Annotated in this window: 21 protein-coding genes; 12 read left to right on the top strand and 9 right to left on the bottom strand. The window is 54.9% G+C overall.

Annotation, left to right across the window (positions count from 1 at the left end; translation table 11 throughout):
• Window positions 1–4: 4 nt before the first annotated feature.
• A complete protein-coding gene (locus tag GYRE_RS07240) occupies window positions 5–217 on the bottom strand; it encodes a DUF2754 domain-containing protein (RefSeq protein WP_038254190.1) in 213 nt (70 codons plus the stop codon).
• Between the two features lie 221 nt (window positions 218–438).
• Between GYRE_RS07240 and GYRE_RS07235 the strand changes: the two genes are divergently transcribed.
• Complete coding sequence (locus GYRE_RS07235) at window positions 439–741, top strand: DUF2755 family protein (RefSeq protein WP_006818719.1); 303 nt, start codon at window positions 439–441, stop codon at window positions 739–741.
• Here GYRE_RS07235 and GYRE_RS07230 read toward each other — a convergent pair.
• On the bottom strand, window positions 738–1835 hold the full coding sequence (locus GYRE_RS07230; RefSeq protein WP_006818718.1) for a DUF1615 domain-containing protein: 1098 nt from the start codon (window positions 1833–1835) through the stop codon (window positions 738–740). The two genes, GYRE_RS07235 and GYRE_RS07230, sit on opposite strands and share 4 nt — an antisense overlap.
• A gap of 12 nt (window positions 1836–1847) precedes the next feature.
• Complete coding sequence (gene sbmA / locus GYRE_RS07225) at window positions 1848–3077, bottom strand: peptide antibiotic transporter SbmA (protein ID WP_038254188.1); 1230 nt, start codon at window positions 3075–3077, stop codon at window positions 1848–1850.
• 369 nt (window positions 3078–3446) lie between these two features.
• Here sbmA and ampH point away from each other — a divergent pair, with 369 nt between their 5' ends.
• Window positions 3447–4604 carry a D-alanyl-D-alanine-carboxypeptidase/endopeptidase AmpH gene (gene ampH, locus GYRE_RS07220; protein WP_038254185.1) on the top strand — a complete coding sequence of 386 codons (1158 nt, stop codon included), beginning with the start codon at window positions 3447–3449 and terminating at the stop codon, window positions 4602–4604.
• Between the two features lie 13 nt (window positions 4605–4617).
• On the opposite strand, the gene GYRE_RS07215 is transcribed toward ampH, so the two are convergent.
• Window positions 4618–5244, bottom strand: coding sequence for a helix-turn-helix domain-containing protein (locus GYRE_RS07215; protein WP_038254182.1), 627 nt, complete (start codon window positions 5242–5244; stop codon window positions 4618–4620).
• A gap of 70 nt (window positions 5245–5314) precedes the next feature.
• Window positions 5315–8122, bottom strand: coding sequence for an autotransporter outer membrane beta-barrel domain-containing protein (locus GYRE_RS07210; protein WP_038254180.1), 2808 nt, complete (start codon window positions 8120–8122; stop codon window positions 5315–5317).
• 404 nt (window positions 8123–8526) lie between these two features.
• Between GYRE_RS07210 and hemB the strand changes: the two genes are divergently transcribed.
• Entirely contained in the window at window positions 8527–9501 is a 975-nt protein-coding gene (gene hemB, locus GYRE_RS07205; RefSeq protein ID WP_038254178.1) for a porphobilinogen synthase, read from the top strand.
• A gap of 113 nt (window positions 9502–9614) precedes the next feature.
• Entirely contained in the window at window positions 9615–11315 is a 1701-nt protein-coding gene (olsF, locus tag GYRE_RS07200) for a bifunctional ornithine lipid synthase OlsF (protein WP_038254177.1), read from the top strand.
• On the opposite strand, the gene tauD is transcribed toward olsF, so the two are convergent.
• From tauD to tauA, 4 genes are read right to left on the bottom strand one after another with little or no spacing between them, the layout of a single operon-like run.
• Window positions 11312–12160, bottom strand: coding sequence for a taurine dioxygenase (gene tauD / locus GYRE_RS07195; protein WP_038254175.1), 849 nt, complete (start codon window positions 12158–12160; stop codon window positions 11312–11314). The genes olsF and tauD overlap by 4 nt on opposite strands.
• Entirely contained in the window at window positions 12157–12984 is an 828-nt protein-coding gene (gene tauC / locus GYRE_RS07190; RefSeq protein WP_038254174.1) for a taurine ABC transporter permease TauC, read from the bottom strand. The genes tauD and tauC overlap by 4 nt, the downstream gene beginning before the upstream one ends.
• Complete coding sequence (tauB, locus tag GYRE_RS07185; RefSeq protein WP_038254172.1) at window positions 12981–13748, bottom strand: taurine ABC transporter ATP-binding subunit; 768 nt, start codon at window positions 13746–13748, stop codon at window positions 12981–12983. Before tauB ends, tauC begins: the two co-directional genes overlap by 4 nt.
• Window positions 13749–13758: 10 nt before the next feature.
• Window positions 13759–14721 carry a taurine ABC transporter substrate-binding protein gene (tauA, locus tag GYRE_RS07180; protein ID WP_038254171.1) on the bottom strand — a complete coding sequence of 321 codons (963 nt, stop codon included), beginning with the start codon at window positions 14719–14721 and terminating at the stop codon, window positions 13759–13761.
• Between the two features lie 492 nt (window positions 14722–15213).
• Between tauA and GYRE_RS07175 the strand changes: the two genes are divergently transcribed.
• The 8 genes from GYRE_RS07175 (at window position 15214) to GYRE_RS07140 (ending at window position 20555) form a co-directional block, all read left to right on the top strand.
• The gene (locus tag GYRE_RS07175) at window positions 15214–15582 is read left to right on the top strand and encodes a DUF3302 domain-containing protein (protein ID WP_006818706.1); all 369 of its coding nucleotides are present in this window, start codon (window positions 15214–15216) and stop codon (window positions 15580–15582) included.
• Window positions 15582–16724: an HlyD family secretion protein gene (locus tag GYRE_RS07170; protein ID WP_006818705.1), complete on the top strand. Its 1143-nt coding sequence runs from the start codon at window positions 15582–15584 to the stop codon at window positions 16722–16724. Before GYRE_RS07175 ends, GYRE_RS07170 begins: the two co-directional genes overlap by 1 nt.
• A 258-nt stretch (window positions 16725–16982) precedes the next feature.
• Window positions 16983–17372, top strand: coding sequence for a lipoprotein (locus tag GYRE_RS07165; protein ID WP_006818704.1), 390 nt, complete (start codon window positions 16983–16985; stop codon window positions 17370–17372).
• A 66-nt stretch (window positions 17373–17438) separates the two neighbouring features.
• Window positions 17439–18497: a methyltransferase gene (locus GYRE_RS07160; RefSeq protein WP_038254170.1), complete on the top strand. Its 1059-nt coding sequence runs from the start codon at window positions 17439–17441 to the stop codon at window positions 18495–18497.
• A gap of 20 nt (window positions 18498–18517) precedes the next feature.
• Complete coding sequence (locus GYRE_RS07155; RefSeq protein WP_038254168.1) at window positions 18518–19243, top strand: beta-ketoacyl synthase chain length factor; 726 nt, start codon at window positions 18518–18520, stop codon at window positions 19241–19243.
• On the top strand, window positions 19240–20052 hold the full coding sequence (locus GYRE_RS07150) for a lysophospholipid acyltransferase family protein (protein ID WP_038254163.1): 813 nt from the start codon (window positions 19240–19242) through the stop codon (window positions 20050–20052). Before GYRE_RS07155 ends, GYRE_RS07150 begins: the two co-directional genes overlap by 4 nt.
• Window positions 20033–20290, top strand: a complete 258-nt coding sequence (locus tag GYRE_RS07145; protein ID WP_023245908.1) for a phosphopantetheine-binding protein — start codon at window positions 20033–20035, stop codon at window positions 20288–20290. The genes GYRE_RS07150 and GYRE_RS07145 overlap by 20 nt, the downstream gene beginning before the upstream one ends.
• A 13-nt stretch (window positions 20291–20303) precedes the next feature.
• Window positions 20304–20555 (top strand): acyl carrier protein, encoded by a 252-nt coding sequence (locus GYRE_RS07140; RefSeq protein WP_006818699.1) that lies wholly within the window; start codon window positions 20304–20306, stop codon window positions 20553–20555.

The raw sequence follows: 20555 nt of genomic DNA, 5'->3' as shown, positions 1-20555 counted from the left end.
AGATTTACTTTTCCGCCGTCTCAGCCTCGGGACGGCGGCGAATGATAAACCCCGCCAGCCAAAAGCTAATCACCCAGGTCACCAGCCCTACCGCGTAGGTTTGCCACCCTTTGGCTTCAAAACCGAGCAGTCCGACCACGCCGTTAAGAATGAAGATAAGCCCAATCGCAAAGGCATAGTAATGCCAGTCACGGCGTATTTTTAAAGGCAGATTCATGACCACTCCAGAAGCAGGAAAACCCTATCATCACACATCCGCGTGCCGCCGCAACGTCCGTTTACACTAAGGCAACGCAATTGTGATGCTATGCAAGTTTCGCAAAATTAGGAGCAATCCTTAACGGAAATTACCACTATTCCGATATTGACATTCGCCTTGCACTGCCACACTACAGCCATCTTCAGCAGGCAGGAAGCCAGAATGTCCGGGAGGCTTTTATGACAGATTTTACGATGTCGAAACCCATTATCAGTGGGAAGAAAAGGACCTCTTCTGCGCCAGGTAATATTGCCTATGCGCTCTTCGTTCTATTCTGCTTTTGGGCCGGCGCGCAGCTGCTGAACCTGTTGGTTCACGCACCTGGCGTCTATGAGCATCTGATGCAGATGCAGGACAGCGGTCGCCCACGCATTGAAATGGGCCCCGGGGTCAGCACCTTGTTTGGCCTGGTGCCGTTTCTTGCAGGATGCGCAGTGCTGGCGTTAGTGATGCTCATCGCGCGCTGGCGCCGTCATCACTAATTCTGCGCCATACAGCGAGCCCGACGCTCGTCAACCCGTTTTGCGAACCACGCGGTGGTGAGGTTACGGGTGATCTTCGGGCTCTCTAACTGAATTCCCGGTAAGATCTGTCGCGGCAACGCTTTACCACTTTTCGCCTCGGCGAGCGCATACACCTTCTGATACACCGCCGTCTTCTCAAACTCCAGACTGTCACCCTTCGCCAGTTGGCGATGAATGTCGCTATCGCTTATTCCGAGCTTCGGCGCGAGCTTGCGCACCGCCATTTCGGTAGTGCCGGGTTCATCGCTGTCGTAACGAATCAGGTCACCATCAAGCGCCAGCTTTACGCCGCTCGCCCGACTCACCGCACTCTGGAATGCGGCATTTCGGCTGGCGTACCAGCCAGCGTTAAAATCAGCAAAGCGGTACAGCGGCTCCGGGTAGTTTGCCGGGTAATTCAGCAGATGACGGGTCCCGAACCACACGCCCCCGCGCAGGGTAAAGACTTCCTGGCGCACCGTCCCGGTCATTTTCCACGGGTAACCGTCTTTATGCGCTTGTGCAAAGGCGATACTCACCTGCATTGGCCCACCGGTATGCACCGGGTTCAGTGAACCAAACAGGGTTTGCCCCATCGGCACCATCCCGATGAAATCGTCAAAAATGGCGCTCAGCTGTTTCTCCGTTTTCACGGTATCCAGCCGTTCGCTGTAGGTTTTGCCGTTCGGAGATTTGAGCTTCAGCGCGGTATGCACGAGGAAAACCGGGACGTGCATCCGCTCTGCGCGCTTGTCTATCTCCTGCCAGGCAATTTTACTGAGCCCCGGCACCGCCGGATCGGCCTGATAGTTCGACTCCTGCTGCGCCACCGCCAGCACCGAACAGACGTTCTCTTCGGTCGGCGCAATTTTCTGGCTGGCAAAGGTTTCGGCAATGCTCTGTGCCCAGAGCTCGCGGTCTTTAACGGTCGAAGGCATTTTCTGGCGCACCACGCTCGCCACGTCGATAGCCTTCTCCCCTTCTTTCAGAGCGGGAGTTTTACTGCTACAGGCGCTAAGCACCAACCCCGCGAGCACCGTCAGCGAGGGGATCAACAAACGTGGTACGGCCATTCTGCTTCCCTGTTATTGAGAGGTTTGGGTGACTTCCTGCAAATCCTGATTATCCAGTTCACGCTCAAAGCTGCGCAGACGTTTGTAAATCGACATCAGCTCAACCAGCGTCGTCCAGGAGCTAATCAGGTACTGGAACGAACCGCGAACCTGCCCGAAGGCATTGGTTATCTGCTGCATCAGTCCCAGCGTAATAGTACCTGCTGCAATCGACGGGAAAAGCAAGAAAACGCCGAAAACGTTGTCTACCTGCAGATAGAGAATGCGGGCAATGTTGAAGTACATGTAGTGGAAGTAGAGACGGAAATAGTTCTGACGAACGGCGCTGAACAGCTCGCGCACCGTCGGCGGCGTAGCGCGAGCCGCATCGTCTTCACCATAAACCAGCTCTTTACGATAGGCGGCTTCTACGCGCTGATTTTTAAAGGCCAGACCCGGCAGCTTGATCCCAACCACCGCCAGCATCCCGGTCCCCATCAGAGACCAGACGATAGCCGCAATGACCAGGCCATAAGGGACATGTCCGACAATCGGCAGTTCCGGTACGTGCGGCGACAGCGCCACCAGTACCGGAAGGAAAGCAATCAGGGTCATGACCGCCTGAATAAAGCTCACACCCATATCTTCAAGGGTAGAAGCAAAGCGCATGGTATCTTCCTGCACACGCTGCGCGGCCCCTTCGATATGGCGCAGCTTCTGCCAGTGTTCCATGTAGTGTTCGTTCATCGCCGTGCGCCAGCGGAACACGTAGTGGCTGATGAAAAAGTTGTTCAGTACCCCAACGACCACCGCGATAAGCGCGATAAGCGCGATCCCAAGGAAGACGCCCACCTCGGAATAAAAACGATCGATAGGGATTTTATTCGGGGAGCTCAGTGCGGTCTGAATGAGGTCAAAAAACGGGGCGTACCACGCGTTGACCGCGACGCCGACTTCCACCAGAAACCAGGTGACGAAGATAATCAGCGAGGAGCCGAGAATTGACCAGTACTGCCAGCGATGCGGACTGCGGATAAACCAGAACAGCGCAAAGGCGCCAACGCAGATGAGGTAATAAGCGTAAAACAGCAGATAACTTGCTGACCAGAAGCGCGCGGCGCTGATAGGAACTTTATCACTGGCGTGGAAAAGTCGTTCAAAAAACGCGCTTCCTCCGGCCTGCCAGAACACCACGGCGATGAGTGCCCAAATAAACGCCGAAAGAAAAAACGGCCCCGGCTTTGGGAAAAAAGACTTGAACATGGTTCTCTCCTGCTAACTTCTTATTTTTGGCTATTGCTGTGGACTAAACGTCCGTCCAGACCGTTCAATCAGACTGGATCTTAACGACATAGTTCGCCGGTTGTTTCTGGATAATTGTTTCGTTGAATGTTTATTTCATTGTTTAATTTATAAACAAATACTACGAAAGCGCCTTTCCAGAAGGAGTTTAATGCTTCCCTTATAATAAGCGCTCGATCACAAAATGGATAACACGCCGCAGTAAAAACAGACATATTTACCCATCGTTACGTTTTTCCCTCATGGTTTAGCGCGAAAGGCCCTTTGCAACATGCCGGTTAGTAGTATAAATACACATTATCTTTTTATTTAGATTCATGGATACTCCCGTTGAAACGTCGTCTGTTATTAAGCGTTGCGCTGTTAACGTCAGCCCTGTCCGTGGCTCATGCCGCCCAGACATCGCCTTCCCCGGTTTTTGCAGCTGATATCGTCGACCGATACGCGAACCTGATATATTACGGCAGCGGCGCTACGGGAATGGCAATCGTGGTGATTGATGGCAATCAGCGCGTATTCCGAAGCTTCGGAGAAACCCGTCCCGGGAGCGACGTCCGCCCACAGCTCGATTCGGTTATCCGTATCGCTTCTCTTAGCAAGCTGATGACCAGTGAAATGCTGGTGAAGCTTCTGGATCAGGGCACGGTCAAGCTCAACGATCCGCTCAGCAAATATGCTCCGCCGGGCACACGCGTACCAACCTATAACGGTGCGCCTATTACCCTGGTAAATCTTGCGACCCATACCAGTTCTCTGCCCCGCGAGCAGCCAGGCGGCGCGGCGCACCGTCCGGTGTTTGTCTGGCCAACCTATTCGCAGCGCTGGAACTGGCTCACCACCGCCAGCCTGAAGGCCGCCCCGGGATCGCAGGCCGCCTACTCAAACCTGGCGTTTGATCTGCTGGCCGACGCGCTCTCCAGCGCCGCAGGTAAACCCTATACGCAGCTGTTCGAAGAGAAAATTACCCGTCCGCTTGGGATGAAAGACACCACTTTCACGCCTTCACCGGATCAGTGCCGACGTCTGATGGTGGCGGAGAAAGGCGCCAGTCCGTGTAATAACACCCTGGCGGCTATCGGCAGCGGCGGCGTTTACTCCACGCCTGGCGATATGATGCGCTGGATGCAGCAGTTCCTCTCTTCCGATTTCTACTCCCGTTCGCCACAGGCGGATCGGATGCAAACCCTCATCTACCAGCGTCATCAACTGACGCGGGTTATCGGCATGGACGTGCCGGGCAAAGCCGACGCGCTGGGTATGGGCTGGGTCTATATGGGGCCGAAAGAGGGGCACCCAGGCATCATTCAAAAGACCGGCGGTGGCGGCGGGTTTATCACGTATATGGCGATGATCCCGCAGCACAACGTCGGCGCCTTCGTGGTAGTGACCCGCTCGGCACAGACCCGTTTCGTCAATATGAGCGACGGCATCAACAACCTGGTCAGTGAGCTGAGCTCGAACAAAAACGTCGTGGTACCGGCTTCCTGAGAAACCGTGGCGGTTAATAATCCGAAGGCAAGCGGTTGACCGCAACCAGCTTGCCTTTGTGCATCTGGATATATTCCCCCTCCCGTAGTGCCGCAAGCACTTCGGCAATCACTGAACGTGAAATGTGGGTGCTGCGCTGAATGTAGTTCATCACCCCGACCCTCGCGCGTAGCGACTCCTCCCAGCCCGTCATGCTGAGCAAGGTGGCACGAATTTGGTTGTAGCTGTTACTCCCTACCAGCTGGCACTCGCGTTTTTGCAACACCCTCACCTGCCAGGCCAGCCACTGAAAGGCCTCACGCCAGAGTTGATGTTGTTCAAGAAGACTTGCCGCAGCCTCCGCAGGCAGGTAATAACCGCGGCAGACACTTTCCGTCACCATCAGGTACTCTTCCTGATTTTCTATTATCCCGGCGGCGAGCCCCGTCACGAACGGAGCCTGAACGTAGCCAAGCAATAGATTGTTGGTTTTTCGCGTCAGGGAAACGCAGCCCTGGAGTAAAAAAATAGTATGCCCACCGACCTGCTTCCCCGCGGATAACACCGCCTCGCCTCGTCGGGTGTCAAAGGAGGTGCCATGGATGTGAAAACGTTGGTTCAGGACTTCAAATGCTTGCAGAGGTTTTAATTGATTTGGCATAAACGACAGTCCGTATAAAAATGCCCACCATAGTCATGGTGGGCATTCAAAGATGAAGGCTACGGGCAGATTACCAGGTGTACTTCACGCCAGCATTGGCAGCCCAGTCTTGATCAACATCGCCGCCGCCCAGGTAGTTCACACCGGTATAGGCGCTGAAGTTTTTGGTGAAGCTGAACTGGCTCCCCACACCGACGCGCACCGCCGATCCTTCAACACCGTTATCAATGGAATCACCGTTGATGTTGGCATCGTTGCTGGAGTCGTCATAGACGTACGCCAGCTTGAAGTACGGCGTCATCGCCTGATCGCCGAAGTTGAAGGTATAACCAGCATCCATACCAAGCTCATAGCGCAGGCTGTCATAATCCTGGCCATTAACACGCATATTATTGCTCAGACGATAGCTGTCGCCAGACTGGAACAGGCCAGAAATGCTGCCGTAGGGCGTCACGTAGCCGTTATTGTCGAACTTGTAGTCGTAGCCCAGTTTCAGACCAAAGCCCCACGCATCGGTCGTGGTGTTACCATCCACATAGTCGCCGTTGCTCATGTTGGCAGACAAATCGTTATTGAAGCGGGAATAGCTCAGGTTGCTGTCAAAGAACACGTTGTTGGCAAAGTGCGCCGAGGAGTACAGATAAGCAGACTGGCTATCCTGATCGACCTGACCGGTACGATCGTTCATATCACCTTTCGCAAGACCGGCAGCGGCACCGACGATCCACTGTGCGTTGTTGCCCTCAACTTTAGTATCGAGGCCAACCATAATGCCGTTAACGTCCTGATCGTAGTGGATAGTGCCATTATCGCCGTCAAAGTTACCGCCGAAGTAGCTCACCCATACGCCGCCGTTATCGTCGAAGCCATGACGAGCGCTGTTCAGGCGGTTGGTTAGCGTATCCTGCTGCAGATTCCAGATATTGGTGTTAGCGGAAAGAATGCTCAGCGCCATGTTAGCGTAATCCGTCAGACGATCCTGACGCAGAACGACGGTGTCGCCCTCCTGCTGCGCTTTATAGGTGTAAGCCCCAAGATCGGCGAGGTTCGCCGCGCTGAAGGTTGCGGTGGTCGCTGCGTTATCGTCATAAACCCGAATCAGCTCGTTGCCGTTGTAATCAGCCACCGCGCCTTCGCCGGTCGCGTTATCAATACGCACCTTGTAATTACCGGAAACATCACCGTTGACCGCCAGATGACCATCGGAATTCAGCGCCACTACGCCGTAGCCATAATTGCTCTGGGTCGTGTCGTTGGTATGGCCATTGATCATGCTACCGTTCAGCACATAATCGCGACTTGCGACGTCAAACGTACCGCCGTTGGTCAAGGTCAGTTGCGCAGTATCGATCTGGCCCAGGCCCAGGTTGAGCGAAGCGCCACCGTCAACGGTGATGGTATTCGCATAGAGCTCGGCGGTTTCTTCCGTCAACGTGGCGGAGCTGTAGCTGTTGAGGTTAACGCTGTCTGTCGCGACATAGCCGGTATCACCAATATTCAGCGATGACGCATTGTTCAGCGTGATGCTGTCTGCCACCAGCGTTGAGTTTTCAACGTTCACCTGCGAGGCGTTACTGACGGTTAATGTGTCGATGAGAGAAGATTTGCGCGTATCCCACTCTGAACCGTGGTCCAGCGTTACATTGAACAGGCCGCTCTGATACACCTCATTGCCGACAACGTGGCTGCCTTCGCTCCACGCGGTGTTATCGTTATCAACACCATAGGTCGAGGTTGGCCACAGGCTGTTGGCGGAGATATCGTACAGCGTTGCGGTGGCTTCAGTTCCGGCGGCGAAGCTGTCATAGACACCGTCTCCGTCACTGTCGACCTGATGGACGGAGACCGCCGCGCCGACCCACTTGCTTGCGTTATCCAGCGTCAGATCCAGACGATCGGTGCCGTCCCAGCCGTTGGTGTCATTATCGCCGTCGGTGTCGCGATAGCTGTCGGCACCGTTCGGGAAGAAGTTTTCGTCGAAGTTGCTCGAGAACACCACGTCGCCGGTCAGGGTCGAATTGCTGAAGAGCGCGGTGGTTTGCATCGCGTTATCCGCATTCGGGTCAGCGATCGCCGCCAGCGCGACGTCGTCAGCGGTCCAGGATTTGCCATCGTAGTCACTGGCGCTGTCGGAACGTCCGAACCAGCCTTCGGTCCCTTCATCGGACCAGGAGCCCGACGTCACTACCGAGTCACTGACGGTAATGGTGTTATTAAACACTTCACCGCTATTCACGCCGGTGCTAACGGTATTATCGTCAACATCCTGCCACTCATAGCCCTGGGTTAGCGTAATCCCTGCCACGTGCGAGTTATTCTGGATATTCAGGTCAACTTCCTGATCCAGGGTAATCGCGGTACCGAGATTATAAACATCAACAACGTGGGTATCCGGTGCATCATTCCAGGTACCGTTATAGGTATAGTGTTCGTAATTATCGTCGATCGTGGAATTATCAACCGTCAGCGCCAGACGGTCGTAATAATAATCCGTACCGCTGCGGTTGGTGCAGTCAGTGGTCATACATTGTGACGTAATCATTCCGTGAATGGTGCTATTGCTGATACTCAGACTGTTAGCATTACTATTTGTAGAAAGACCGTCATCAAGATAATAGGTTGAGATAACGCCATTCACCACAGAATTATTAATAACGGGGTAAATATCACCATTATAAATACTATCGGTCGCGTAGTTATTCCAGCCAACATAACCGTCATAGTAGACACCATCAGCGTAGCTGGCATCATTGTAGTGAACAAAAGTCGTGTAGTCAGTACCGGAGATATCCGTGCTCGCATTTGCCTGAGAAGCGATTGCCAGCGCACAGGCCATTGCTAATTGAGATACCGCTAGTTTCTTTTTCCAGGAGTGCATTAGTCATCCCTCCTCAGGGACTTATTATAAGTTGGTCCATCAATTAATATTTTATTGCGGAGGGAATTATGCGTTCCGGTTACAAAACAGTTCAATAAATCTTTAGCATAAGTTTGAATCCGGACGAATACTGAAAAAAGAACATAATCAGCCAGCGCCTCATTCAATTTAAAATTCAACAAATTAAAATGAAAATATCACTACCAAATATATAACCACGTAGTTCCAATACAATATAAAATACATTCAACAATGTAATGAATAATAAAACCTCATCCTTATAAATAATAATTCACGCGATGTTTCGGCCGTCACCCACGTTCAGAAAACGCCCCACTTTGATAAACATTCGTCGCACAAATGGAGTAGACTAGCGTCAATGTTCCACAAACATCAGGCAAACCATGACTGTGCTAATTAATCGCCCTCGTCGCCTGCGCAAATCTGCTGCGCTGCGCGCTATGTTTGAAGAGACAACACTGACCTTAAACGATCTGGTGTTGCCGATCTTTGTTGAAGAAGAAATTGACGACTACAAGCCCATTGAGGCTATGCCGGGCGTGATGCGCATTCCGGAGAAGCATCTGGCGCGTGAAATTGAGCGTATTGCCAATGCCGGGATCCGCTCGATCATGACCTTCGGTATCTCTCACCACACCGATGCAACCGGCAGCGATGCCTGGAAAGAAGATGGCCTGGTGGCGCGGATGTCGCGTATCGCCAAGCAAACCGTGCCGGAAATGATCGTCATGTCCGATACCTGCTTCTGCGAGTACACCTCCCACGGTCACTGTGGCGTACTGTGCGATCACGGAGTGGATAACGACCAGACTCTCGCCAACCTCGGCAAGCAGGCGGTCGTTGCCGCCGCCGCCGGTGCCGATTTCATCGCGCCTTCTGCTGCGATGGACGGTCAGGTGCAGGCCATTCGCGAGGCGCTGGATGCCGCCGGTTTCACCGATACCGCCATCATGTCCTACTCGACGAAATTTGCTTCCTCTTTCTACGGCCCGTTCCGTGAAGCGGCGGGTACTGCGCTGAAAGGCGATCGTAAAACCTATCAGATGAACCCGTTGAACCGCCGCGAAGCAATTCGCGAATCCCTGCTCGACGAAGCTCAGGGGGCGGATTGCCTGATGGTGAAACCCGCGGGCGCGTATCTCGATATCCTGCGTGATATCCGCGAGCGCACCGAGCTGCCGATTGGCGCTTATCAGGTCAGCGGCGAATACGCGATGATCAAGTTTGCCGCTATGGCAGGCGCCATTGATGAGGAGAAAGTCGTGCTGGAAAGCCTGGGGGCCATTAAGCGCGCCGGTGCCGACCTCATCTTCAGCTATTTCGCCCTCGATCTGGCTTTGAAGAAAATCCTGCGTTAATCCTCCGGCCCGGTGACACACCGCCGGGCCTGACCCCGAATCTTCATCCCCTTGCCACAAAAACGTCACGCTGGCCTTCTACTGTCTGCTCAGGACCGGGAGGAGGAACCGCCATGTTTAGTCTCGACAACGTACTTGAAGATCTCTGGCCGCAGGCAAAACCGGCCCCCTGGCAAAAAAGCCTGCTGCGAAAACTGCTTCACGAGGAAGAGTTTCAGCAGTTTGCCGACCGCCACCGGCACCTCAAAGGGCTGGATATGGTGGAACAAGTCCTCGAACATCTGCAAATACGCTGTGAAATCCCGCCAAAATCCCTGGAAAACATCCCCGAAAGCGGCCCTCTGGTCATCATCGCTAACCACCCTACCGGTACCCTCGACGGGCTGGCGCTGCTGTATGCCGTCTCCCGCGTGCGCCGCGATGTGAAAGTCGTCACCAACCGAATGCTGAGCCACCTTGAGCCGCTAAGCTCACTGTTTATTCCGGTCGATAACATCAACGGCCGCACGCGCAAGAGCGCCTTTACGTTGATGGAACAGCAGCTCCAGCAGGGCGGCGTGCTGATTTTCTTCCCGGCAGGTGAAGTCTCACGCCTGACGCGTCGGGGTATCAGCGACAGCTACTGGCACTCCGGTTTTATCAAGCTTGCGGCAAAATACCGCACCCCGCTGTTGCCGGTGTTTATTCACGCCCGCAACAGCGCCCTGTTCTATGCCAGCACGCTGATTTCTTCAACGCTGCCGTTATTGTTACTGGTGCAGCAGATGTTCCGCCGCCGCAACTCGAGCCTGCCGGTGACCGTGGGCCAGCGTATTCCCTGGGAAAGCTGGTACAACACGCAAACGCCATCGCGCGAGCTCGCCAAAAAATGCCGCCAGCACGTCGCGCTGCTGGGTAAAGGTCTTGCAGGGAAATTCAAAACCGAAAGCGCCATCGCCCGCCCGGAAGACCGCACCGTACTGCGCCGCGAACTGGCGCAGGCGGAATGCCTGGGCAGTACCGCCGACGGTAAACGGATCTACCTGTGGCAGCGAAACGGCCAGGAAGAAGCACCGCTGCTGCGCGAACTGGGACGACTGCGCGAGATTGCGTTTCGCGCCGTGGGCGAAGGCAGCGGCAAGCGTCGCGATGTCGACAGCTACGACGACAGCTACCTGCACCTGATCCTCTGGGATGATGACGATCTCGAGATTGTCGGCGCTTACCGCTTTATGCCAGGTGCCATGCTGCAACAAAAACAACGCGTAGAAGATCTCTACAGCCACAGCCTGTTCCACTACGACGCCTCGATGGACGGCATTTTGCAGGAGGGGATCGAGCTTGGGCGCAGCTTTATTCAGCCGCGCTACTGGGGCCGCCGCGGTCTGGATTATCTGTGGTTCGGCATCGGCGCTTATCTGGCGCGCTATCCGCAGTATCGCTATCTGTTTGGCCCGGTCTCAATTTCAGGCGGTATGCCGCCCGCAGCGCGCGATCTGCTGGTAGCGTTTTACCGTCAGTGGTTCCCGGCGACCTGCCAGCTTGCGGTCTCACGCCGTCCCTACCCCACCAATCTGACCGAGGCGCTGGGGCAGTTTACCGGTGAGGATTACAACGAAGATCTGACCCGGCTTAAATCCCTGCTCGGCAACCTTGGCTGCGGTATTCCGCCGCTGTACAAGCAGTATTCAGAGCTTTGCGAGCCAGGCGGCGTACAGTTTATGGATTTTGGCAGCGACCCGGATTTCAATGACTGCGTGGATGGCCTGGTCATGGTTGACCTCACCCGACTTAAGGCCAACCGCTACCAGCGTTATATCGGCGCCCATCTCTAACCCCGATAAAACGGCTTATCCCCCAGAATGGTCGCCCGGTGCATAATGCGCCGCTGCGGCAGATAATCGGCGTTGGCGTAATGCTGCGTCACCCGATTATCCCAGATGGCCAGGTCGTTCGGCTGCCAGCGCCAGCGCACCTGAAACTCCGGTTTGGTGACGTGGGCGAAGAGAAAGTTCAGCAGCGCATCGCTCTCTTTTGCCGTCAGTCCGCCAATGCGGGTCGTAAAACCTTCGTTGACGAACAGCGCCTGCTTGCCGCTGACCGGATGGGTACGCACCACCGGGTGCAGCAGCGGCGGATGCTTAGCCACCGCTTCACGCCAGCGCTGATGCTCGCCTTCGCTTCTAAGGTGCTTATATTCCGGGAACGACTTTCTGAAATCATGCTCCGCCTGCAATCCGCTCAACAGCGTCTGTAGCGGCGGTGAAAGCGCTTCAAAAGCGGCAATTCCGCTGGTCCACAGCGTATCGCCACCGGTGGAGGGCAGTTCCTTCGCCGCCAGAATGGCGCCAGCAGGCGGCGTGTCAATAAAGGTCACATCGGTGTGCCAGTTGTCGTTATCCGGTGGATTGTCGTGATGGGTATCGAGCAGGATTATCTCCTCCACCCCGTCGGCATGCGGATACACCGGATGAATATGCAGGTCGCCAAAGCGCTGCGCCAGAGCCCGCTGCTGCAGGGGGGTAACCGGCTGTTCGCGCAGGAAAATCACCTGATGGCGCAGCAGCGCATGATAGAGCTGCTCGAACTGGTTATCGCTCAGCGGACGGCTGAGATTCAGGCCTGAAACCTGCGCGCCAATATACGGGCCAAGGGGAATTATCGTCAGACGTTCACTCATTGTGTTTCTCCATGCCAGGGCGTCAGGCGGCGTTGCAACGCGCGCAGTCCCAGTTCTAAAACGAAGGCGATCGCCGCGATCACCGCGATCCCGGCCAGTACCACATCGGTCGCCAGAAATTCACCGGCCGACTGCACCATAAAACCTAAACCCCGGGTGGCGGCGATAAGCTCCGCGGCGACAAGCGTTGACCAGCCGACGCCAAGGCCAATACGCAGCCCGGTTAACATCTCCGGTAACGCGCCGGGCAAAATCACGAACCACAGCACCTGCAGCCTGCTGGCTCCCAGCGACTGCGCCGCCCTCACCCGCACCTGCTGAGTACTCTTCACCCCGGCCAGCGCCGACATGGCCACCGGTGCGAATATCGCGAGGTAAATCAGTAGGATCTTCGAGGTTTCACCGATACCAAACCAGATAACCATCAGCGGTAAATAGGCGAGCGGCGGCACCGGGCGATACAGTTCAATCAGCGGATCGAGGATCCCGCGCAGCGTTGGGCTCAGGCCCATCGCAATCCCTACCGGGATACCGATAATCGTGGCAGCCAGCAGGGCGATAAGGATCCGCGTCAGGCTGGCAGCCAGATGCTGCCAGAGGGTTGCATCCATAAACCCCTGTGCGCCAGCGATGGTCACCAGCTTGTGCAGTACCTGTCCCGGCGGCGGCAGGAACAACGGGCTAATCAGCTGTAACGCCGCGACTGCCCACCACACCGCGAGCACCACCAGCAGCGTTGCCGCGCTCAGGGTCAGCTGACGTGAGAACGGCCAGCGCCAGGCGGCACGGCGACGAGCCGGTTTATCATTAATGACGATGCTCATGAGAAGGCCTCCCGCTCGTCAAAGACCCGGCTTAAGATGTATTCCCGCTTTGCGATAAACTGCGGGTCAGACTTGATGCTGCGGCAGGATTCCCCGGCGATAAAACGGTGGGCAAAATTCAGCGACAGCCGTTCCACCACCCGGCCAGGGCCCGGAGAAAGCAGAACAAGGTCGGTCGCCATAAACACCGCTTCTTCGATATCGTGAGTGATCAGCAGTACCTGTTTGCCGGTATCGTGCCACAGGCGCAGCAGCAGGGTTTGCATCTGCTCGCGGGTAAAAGCATCCAGCGCGCCGAAGGGCTCGTCGAGCAACAAAAGCTGTGGATCCGCCGCCAGCGCCCGCGCAATCCCGACCCGCTGACGTTGGCCGCCGGAAAGCTGCCAGATAAAGCGCTTTTCAGCCCCTTCCAGCCCGACTTTTTTCAGCAGCTGCTGCGCAACGGCCCGGCGTTCTTCACGACCCACGCCCGCCAGCTGCAGACCAAACGCCACGTTGTCCTGCACGTTGCGCCACGGCAGCAGACCTTCATTCTGGAACACCACGCCACGTTCAGCCGCAGGCCCGTTAACCTTCTGCCCGTTCAGCAGAATGTTGCCCGAGTCGTACGGCTGAAACCCGGCAATCAGGTTTAGCAACGTTGTCTTACCGCTGCCAGAAGGGCCGAGCACAACCAGCAGCTCGCCGCGCTCAACGCTGAGGTTAATGTCCTCGAGCACCGTTTTACCGCCGTAGCGCGCCGATAAATGAGAAACCTGCAGCATCATGCCCTCCTTATTTCACAAAGCGGTCGGTCACATACTGGCTGTAATCGCTGGCCACAGCCGGAACTTTGCCCTGCGCTTTCAGGAACTCAGCGGTGTCGACGATGGCTTTATTCACCGGTCCGGAGAGCTGTTGCACCTGCTGTTCACGGGTGAGATAGGTGTTACCTTTCACCAGCCCCGGCACGTCGGCCTCCGGTACCCCGCTCAGGCGCGCCAGACTCTGTATATTCTGCGGCTGCCCGAGCCAGGCTTCCGGGTTGTCGATATAGGGGCGCTGTGCCGCAATCGCGCTGTTGGCAAATGCTTTCACAACTTCAGGATATTTTTGCGCAAAGTCTTTACGTACCACCCAGACGTCGAGCGTTGGCGCTCCCCAGCTTGCCACGGTCGAGGAATCGGTCAGCACCGTGCCGTCTTTCTCCAGCGCGTTCACCGCGGGCGCCCAGACGTAGGCACCGTCAATGTCTCCCCGTTGCCAGGCCGCAATAATCGCCGGTGGTTGTAAATTGAGGATCTGCACCTGGCCGGGCTTGATGCCCCAGTGCTTGAGTGCCGAAAGCAGGCTGTAGTGCGTGGTTGAAATAAACGGTACGGCAATGCGTTTTCCAATCAGGTCTTCTGGCTTGGTAATCCCCTTTTTCACCACCAGCGCTTCAGAGTTGCCGAGCTGCGAGGCCAGCAGGAAAACCTCAATGGGTACCTGTTGGCTGGCGGCCACCGCCAGCGGACTGGATCCGATATTGCCAATCTGCACATCGCCCGAGGCAAGTGCGCGCACTACGCTCGCACCGCTGTCGAATTTGCGCCAGTCGACGGTCGCCCCGCTCTCTTTCGCAAAGGTGTTCTCTGCCTGAGCGACTTTCGCCGGTTCAGCTGACGTTTGATATGCCACGGTCACGTTAACGGCCTGAGCCTGAAATGCCAGCAGCGCCAGCGCCGCAAGCCATGTAATACGCGATGTCTTTGCCATATTGACTGCCCCTCATTTTGTTATGAGAGGCAGTATTTCCGTCATCGCGGAGTTGATAAAGGAATAAAAACGTCTGGTTCATTCCAAATCGTTTTTAGAAAAAAACCAGTAATCGATAGTGAAAAAACCGCTAAGCCACCAGGTGCAGGCGGGCGCGCCGTGGGCTGAGCCGGGGATGTTGGGTGATGATAATATAGAGGAAGGGTCGCCAGGCCATTGCAGTATCTCCCAGGCAGTACTTTATTTAAGCCTTAACTTATTCTGGGAAATAACCTTCAACCGAAGGTATGAACATTAATTACACAACTCATGAAAAAGCACGAGAGATTATTTCAATCGCTTTAATATTTAATTTTAAACTTATCGTAAATATACAAATTTAAATTTTACACTATCCTTCTCACCTGTTTTTTAAAACCTAATTAGAATAGCCCCCATTGTTCTGGCTCACCTTCGGGTAGAGCCTTTTTACTTTTATCCCCTGGAGTCAATATGGTTCTGGACTATGTGGCTTTAGCCGTCCTGGTGGCGGTAAGCCTGATCCTGTTTTACGGTATCATCGCTATCCACGATATTCCGTATGAGCTGTCAAAAAAACGCAACCACCCCCATCAGGATGCTATTCATTACGCGGGCTGGGTTAGCCTCTTCACCCTGCACGCCTTGTGGCCTTTCCTGTGGATCTGGGCCACCCTCTGGCGTGAAGATCGCGGTTGGGGACTAAAACATCTGACCGATGAGCACCGGGATATTAGTCAGCAGATGGTGGTTCTGCATAATCAGGTTCTGGTACTGACTCAAGAACTCGGACAATTAAAAGAGAAGCTGGATAAAAAAACTACCGCTGAGGGTAATAAGTAATGGATGCTTTATTACTGCTGACCTATGCCGCTCTGTGCATTGCTGCATTTAAAATTTTCAAAATTCCATTAAATAAATGGACGGTGCCAACTGCGGTACTCGGCGGTGTCGTATTGGTGGGGTCATTAATCCTGCTGATGAACTACAACTTCCCGTACAGCGATATTGGTAAACAAGCCTACCGTACCATTCCGATTGTGTCTCAGGTTCGCGGTCGGGTGATGGAAGTGCCGGTCAAAGCCAACGTGATGCTGAAAAAAGGCGACGTGCTGTTTACCCTCGACCCGACGCCGTTCCAGGCGCGCGTTGACGATCTGCGTGCGCAGGTCAAAGCCGCCAGCCAGGATGCGTTGTCGCTTGATTCCGGCCTGAGTGAAGCCAAAGCCCAGCTCAATAAAGCCATCGCCGAGCGCGATCAGGCCCAGCGTGAATATGCCCGTTATAACGAAGGGCACGCAAAAGGCGCGTTCTCCGATCAAATGGTCGATACCCGCCGTCAGACCTATAAAGCTGCGGAAGCTACCGTCGTTGCCGCCCGGGCGAACGTCGCCTATGCGCAAAACAGCCTCGATTCCGTTGTGAATGGGCAGAACACCAAAGTCGCATCACTGTTGGCTCAGTTGCGCAAAGCCGAATTTGATCTGGAAAATACCGTCATTCGTGCCCCCTCTGCGGGCTACGTCAGCATGGTTGGTCTGCGTCCTGGTACAATGTCAACGGCGCTCGGTCTGCTGCCGCTGATGACGTTTGTACCGACCGACGATAACACCGAGCTGACCTTCGTTGCGGCCTTCCGCCAGAACTCAATGCAGCGTCTGAGCGAAGGTTACAAAGCCGAACTGCTGTTCCCGGGAATTCCGGGTACGGTCTTCAGCGGTGAGGTGGTCGAAGTGCTGCCTGCCATTGGTGAAAGCCAGTTCCAGGGCCAGGGCACGCTGTTAACTACCAACACGCTGAGCCAGCAAGGGCGAGTGATGGTCAAAGTGAACGCCACCGACGAACGCCTGAAAAACTACAAGCTGCCGCAGGGTACAGAGGTGCACATCGCCATCTATTCTGACCACTTTAAACACGTGTCGATCATCCGAAAAATATTGATCCGCATGAAGAGCTGGGAAAGCTATCTGTACCTCGATCACTAATCCTCTGAAGCCGGTCTGCCATGACCGGCTTTTTTTTTGCCTGCCCCACCAATTCACGCGGCTATCCGAAAAAGCGTTATTAGGCTACTTATATAGCCCCTCAGATCCCCCTTCTGAAAATACGGTCAGAAAGTCCTCAAATTCGACGGATTGAACTGCGCCGTACCTGCAACAATGTGTAAAGTTGTGTGTGTTTTTATTTGCATCAACCTGATGGGATCTGCAGTCTTTGTCTTTCTCTTGTGAAATGGAGTGTTTATGAAAAAGTGGATGAAGTGGTTAGCCGCCTTTGCGGTTGTGGGTGCGCTGGCTGGCTGTGCGCGTACTGCACCAATTGATAACGTGCAATCAACCGTGAGCGCCGGTCATACCGAAGCACAGGTTAAAAATGCCATTCTGAAAGCGGGCGCACAGCGCCAGTGGATCATGAACGACGCGGGCCCGGGCGTGATTAAAGCGCGTCAGCAGAACCGCGACCACGTTGCTGAAGTTCGCATCACTTACTCAGCTACTGGCTACAGCATCAAATACGACAGCAGCCTCAATCTGCTGGCTTCCGGCGGTAAAATTCACAAAAACTACAACCGTTGGGTACGTAACCTCGATAAAGACATCCAGATCAATCTGGCCTCCGGCGCGGCACAATAAATCGCGCTAAAGTCGGGCCAGTTTTGGCCCGATAACTCTTTTTTGCCCAGGACAGGTCGCCCACGCATGTACGAAAAGGACTCCCTCAGCGCGCTTGATGCCATCACCGAAGCTCAGCGTATTGCATTTGCCCCTATGCTCTTTCAAACCGCACTCAGCCTGCGTAACGCGGGCGTGCTGGCCTATCTTGATAAGCAGGGAAAACAAGGAGCAACGCTCGACGAGATCGTTGCTCACGGCGCGCTCAATGAGTATGCCGTGAGTGTTCTGCTCGACATGGGGCTCAGCGGTCGCATCGTCACCTGTAAAGATGAGCGCTACTGTCTGTCGAAGGTGGGGCATTTTCTGCTCCACGACGCGATGACCCGCGTGAACATGGATTTCACCCAGGACGTGTGTTACCAGGGGCTTTATTTCCTCGACGATGCGTTAAAGGCAGCGAAGCCTGCCGGGCTGAAAGTCTTCAGCGACGCCGAGACCATTTATCCCGTACTGTCGCAGCTGCCGTCCCCGGCGCGGGAGAGCTGGTTTGCCTTCGATCACTACTATTCTGACGCCGCCTTTAACGCCGCACTGCCGCATATTTTCGCAAGCTTGCCCGGAGTCCTGTACGATGTCGGCGGAAATACCGGTAAATGGGCGCTGCGTTGCTGCAAATTCGATGAAAATGTCGCGATAACGATCTTTGATTTGCCACAACAAATTGCGCTGGCCCGCCAGAATGTCGAAAATGCAGGATTATCTCATCGCATCAGCTTCCATGCGGCGGATATGCTAAGCGATGCGCCGCTACCCGGCGAAGCCGATATCTGGTGGATGAGCCAGTTCCTCGACTGTTTTTCACCCGAGCAGATTGTCGCCATGCTGACACGCATTGCTGCGGTGATGAAACCCGGTGCCCGGCTGTGCATCATGGAACTGTTCTGGGATGCGCAGAAATTTGAAGCGGCTTCGTTCAGCCTGAACGCCTCGTCGCTCTATTTCACCTGTATGGCCAATGGCAATAGCCGTTTTTACAGCATTGAAAAGTTTTACCGCTATCTGGAAATGGCAGGTTTCCGGGTGGAACAACGCCTCGATAATCTCGGCGTTGGGCATACTTTATTGATATGCGAGAAGTTTTAATATCCAACGGACACACGTTGATGAAATTTGCATTAAACCTTATCGACTGGCAGGCACGAGCGCCTGGACTGAGTGAAACGTCACAGTGGCAGCAATGGTCACGGCAGCCCTTTGCCATCGATCCCAGCGCCGCGCAGGCAAAACTGACCGAATTGCCAATGATGACCGCCCGACGTCTTAACTCGGGCAGCAAACTCGCCGTTGAGTGCGGGCTGGCCATGCTGCGCCAGCATGCCATCGACGCCGTGCTCTACACCAGCCGCCACGGCGAACTGGAGCGCAACTACCGCATCCTGCAGGCGCTGGCGACCGAACAGGCGGTCTCACCCACCGACTTCGCGATGTCGGTACACAACTCCGCCGTCGGTAACCTGACCATCGCGGCAAAACAACCGGTGGTCTCTTCATCGTTGTCTGCCGGACGTGACACCTTCCAGCAGGGGTTATGTGAAGTTATCTGCCTGCTGCAGGCGGGCTATAAGCGTGTGCTGATGGTCGATTTTGACGGCAGTTTGCCGGAGTTTTATCATCCGGGTCTGCCGCCGCAAATGCCCACCTGGGCCTACGCCGTCGCGCTGGTGTTTGAAGCCGGAGAGGCGCTGCAGTGCACCTCAACGCCGGCAGACGAAAGCGCAGAAACATCGTTGCCGCAGAGCCTGCAATTTTTACAGCACGTTCTTAGTGATACCCCGGACTTTACCCTTGCGGGCGATAACCTGCAGTGGCGCTGGAGCCGCACGCAATGAGCCTGGCCACCCGTCTCAATCAGTTCTGGCGTCTGCTGATGACCGGAATGTGTTTCGCGCTGTTTGGCGTGGGCGGGTTGCTGCTGTCGCTGGTCTGGTTTAACCTTCTGTTACTCACGGTGCGTAATAATAACCGCCGTCGACGCATCGCCCGGTGCAGCATCTCTTTCAGCTTCCGCCTCTTCCTGCGGGTCGCCAAACTGACCGGCGCGCTGGATTACCGCATCGAGGGCGCTGAAATTTTGCGTCAGGAGCGAGGATGTCTGGTGGTGGCGAATCATCCCACGCTGATTGATTACGTGCTGATTGCGTCCGTGATGCCGGAAACTGACTGTCTGGTTAAGAGTGCCCTGCTGAAGAACCCCTTCATGAGTGGCGTTATCCGCGCCGCAGATTACCTGGTCAACAGCCAGGCCGATGCCCTGTTGCCGCAAAGCCAGCAACGACTGGCGCAAGGTGACACTATCCTGATTTTTCCGGAGGGCACACGTACCCGTCCGGGAGAAAAAATGTCGCTTCAGCGCGGCGCGGCCAATATCGCCGTGCGCTGTGAGAGCGACCTGCGCATTGTAGCGATTCGCTGCAGTGAACACCTGCTCGATAAACAGAGCAAATGGTATAACGTGCCGCCCGCCAAACCGCTATTTACCGTCACGGTGGGTGAACGGGTACGCATTACCGATTATTATGATGCTAAAACACAAGAACCGGCGCTGGCGGCAAGGCAGCTTAACCGGCATCTTTTAGAGCAATTACAATTAGTTGAAACTCCTTTTTCAGGACTTAATGATGCAAGCGCTTTATCTTGAAATTAAAAATCTTATTATTGAAACCTTAAATCTGGACGAACTGACCGCGGACGACATCGATGCCGATGCTGCGCTGTTCGGGGATGGATTAGGTCTGGACTCTATCGACGCATTAGAGCTTGGTCTGGCGGTGAAAAATCAGTACGGCATCGTCCTGTCCGCAGAGAGTGAAGAGATGCGTCAGCACTTCTACTCCGTGGCAACCCTGGCCGCTTTTATTCACTCACAACGCGCCTGATAACGAGTCCGATATGACAGAACAACACGCTATCTACCAGGAAGTCTCTGCGCTTCTGTGCAAACTTTTTGAACTCGCCCCGGAAGACATTACCCCCGAGGCACGCCTGTACGAAGATCTCGAGCTGGACAGCATTGATGCCGTCGACATGATCGTGCATCTGCAGAAGAAAACGGGCATCAAGATCAAACCGGAAGAGTTTAAAGCCGTGCGTACGGTGCAGGATGTCGTCGACGCCGTAGAACGTCTGATGCAAGACGCCTGA

It is taken from the genome of Yokenella regensburgei ATCC 49455 (assembly GCF_000735455.1).
Taxonomy (GTDB): Bacteria; Pseudomonadota; Gammaproteobacteria; order Enterobacterales; family Enterobacteriaceae; genus Yokenella; species Yokenella regensburgei.
This window is presented reverse-complemented; position numbering and strand designations above follow the sequence as displayed.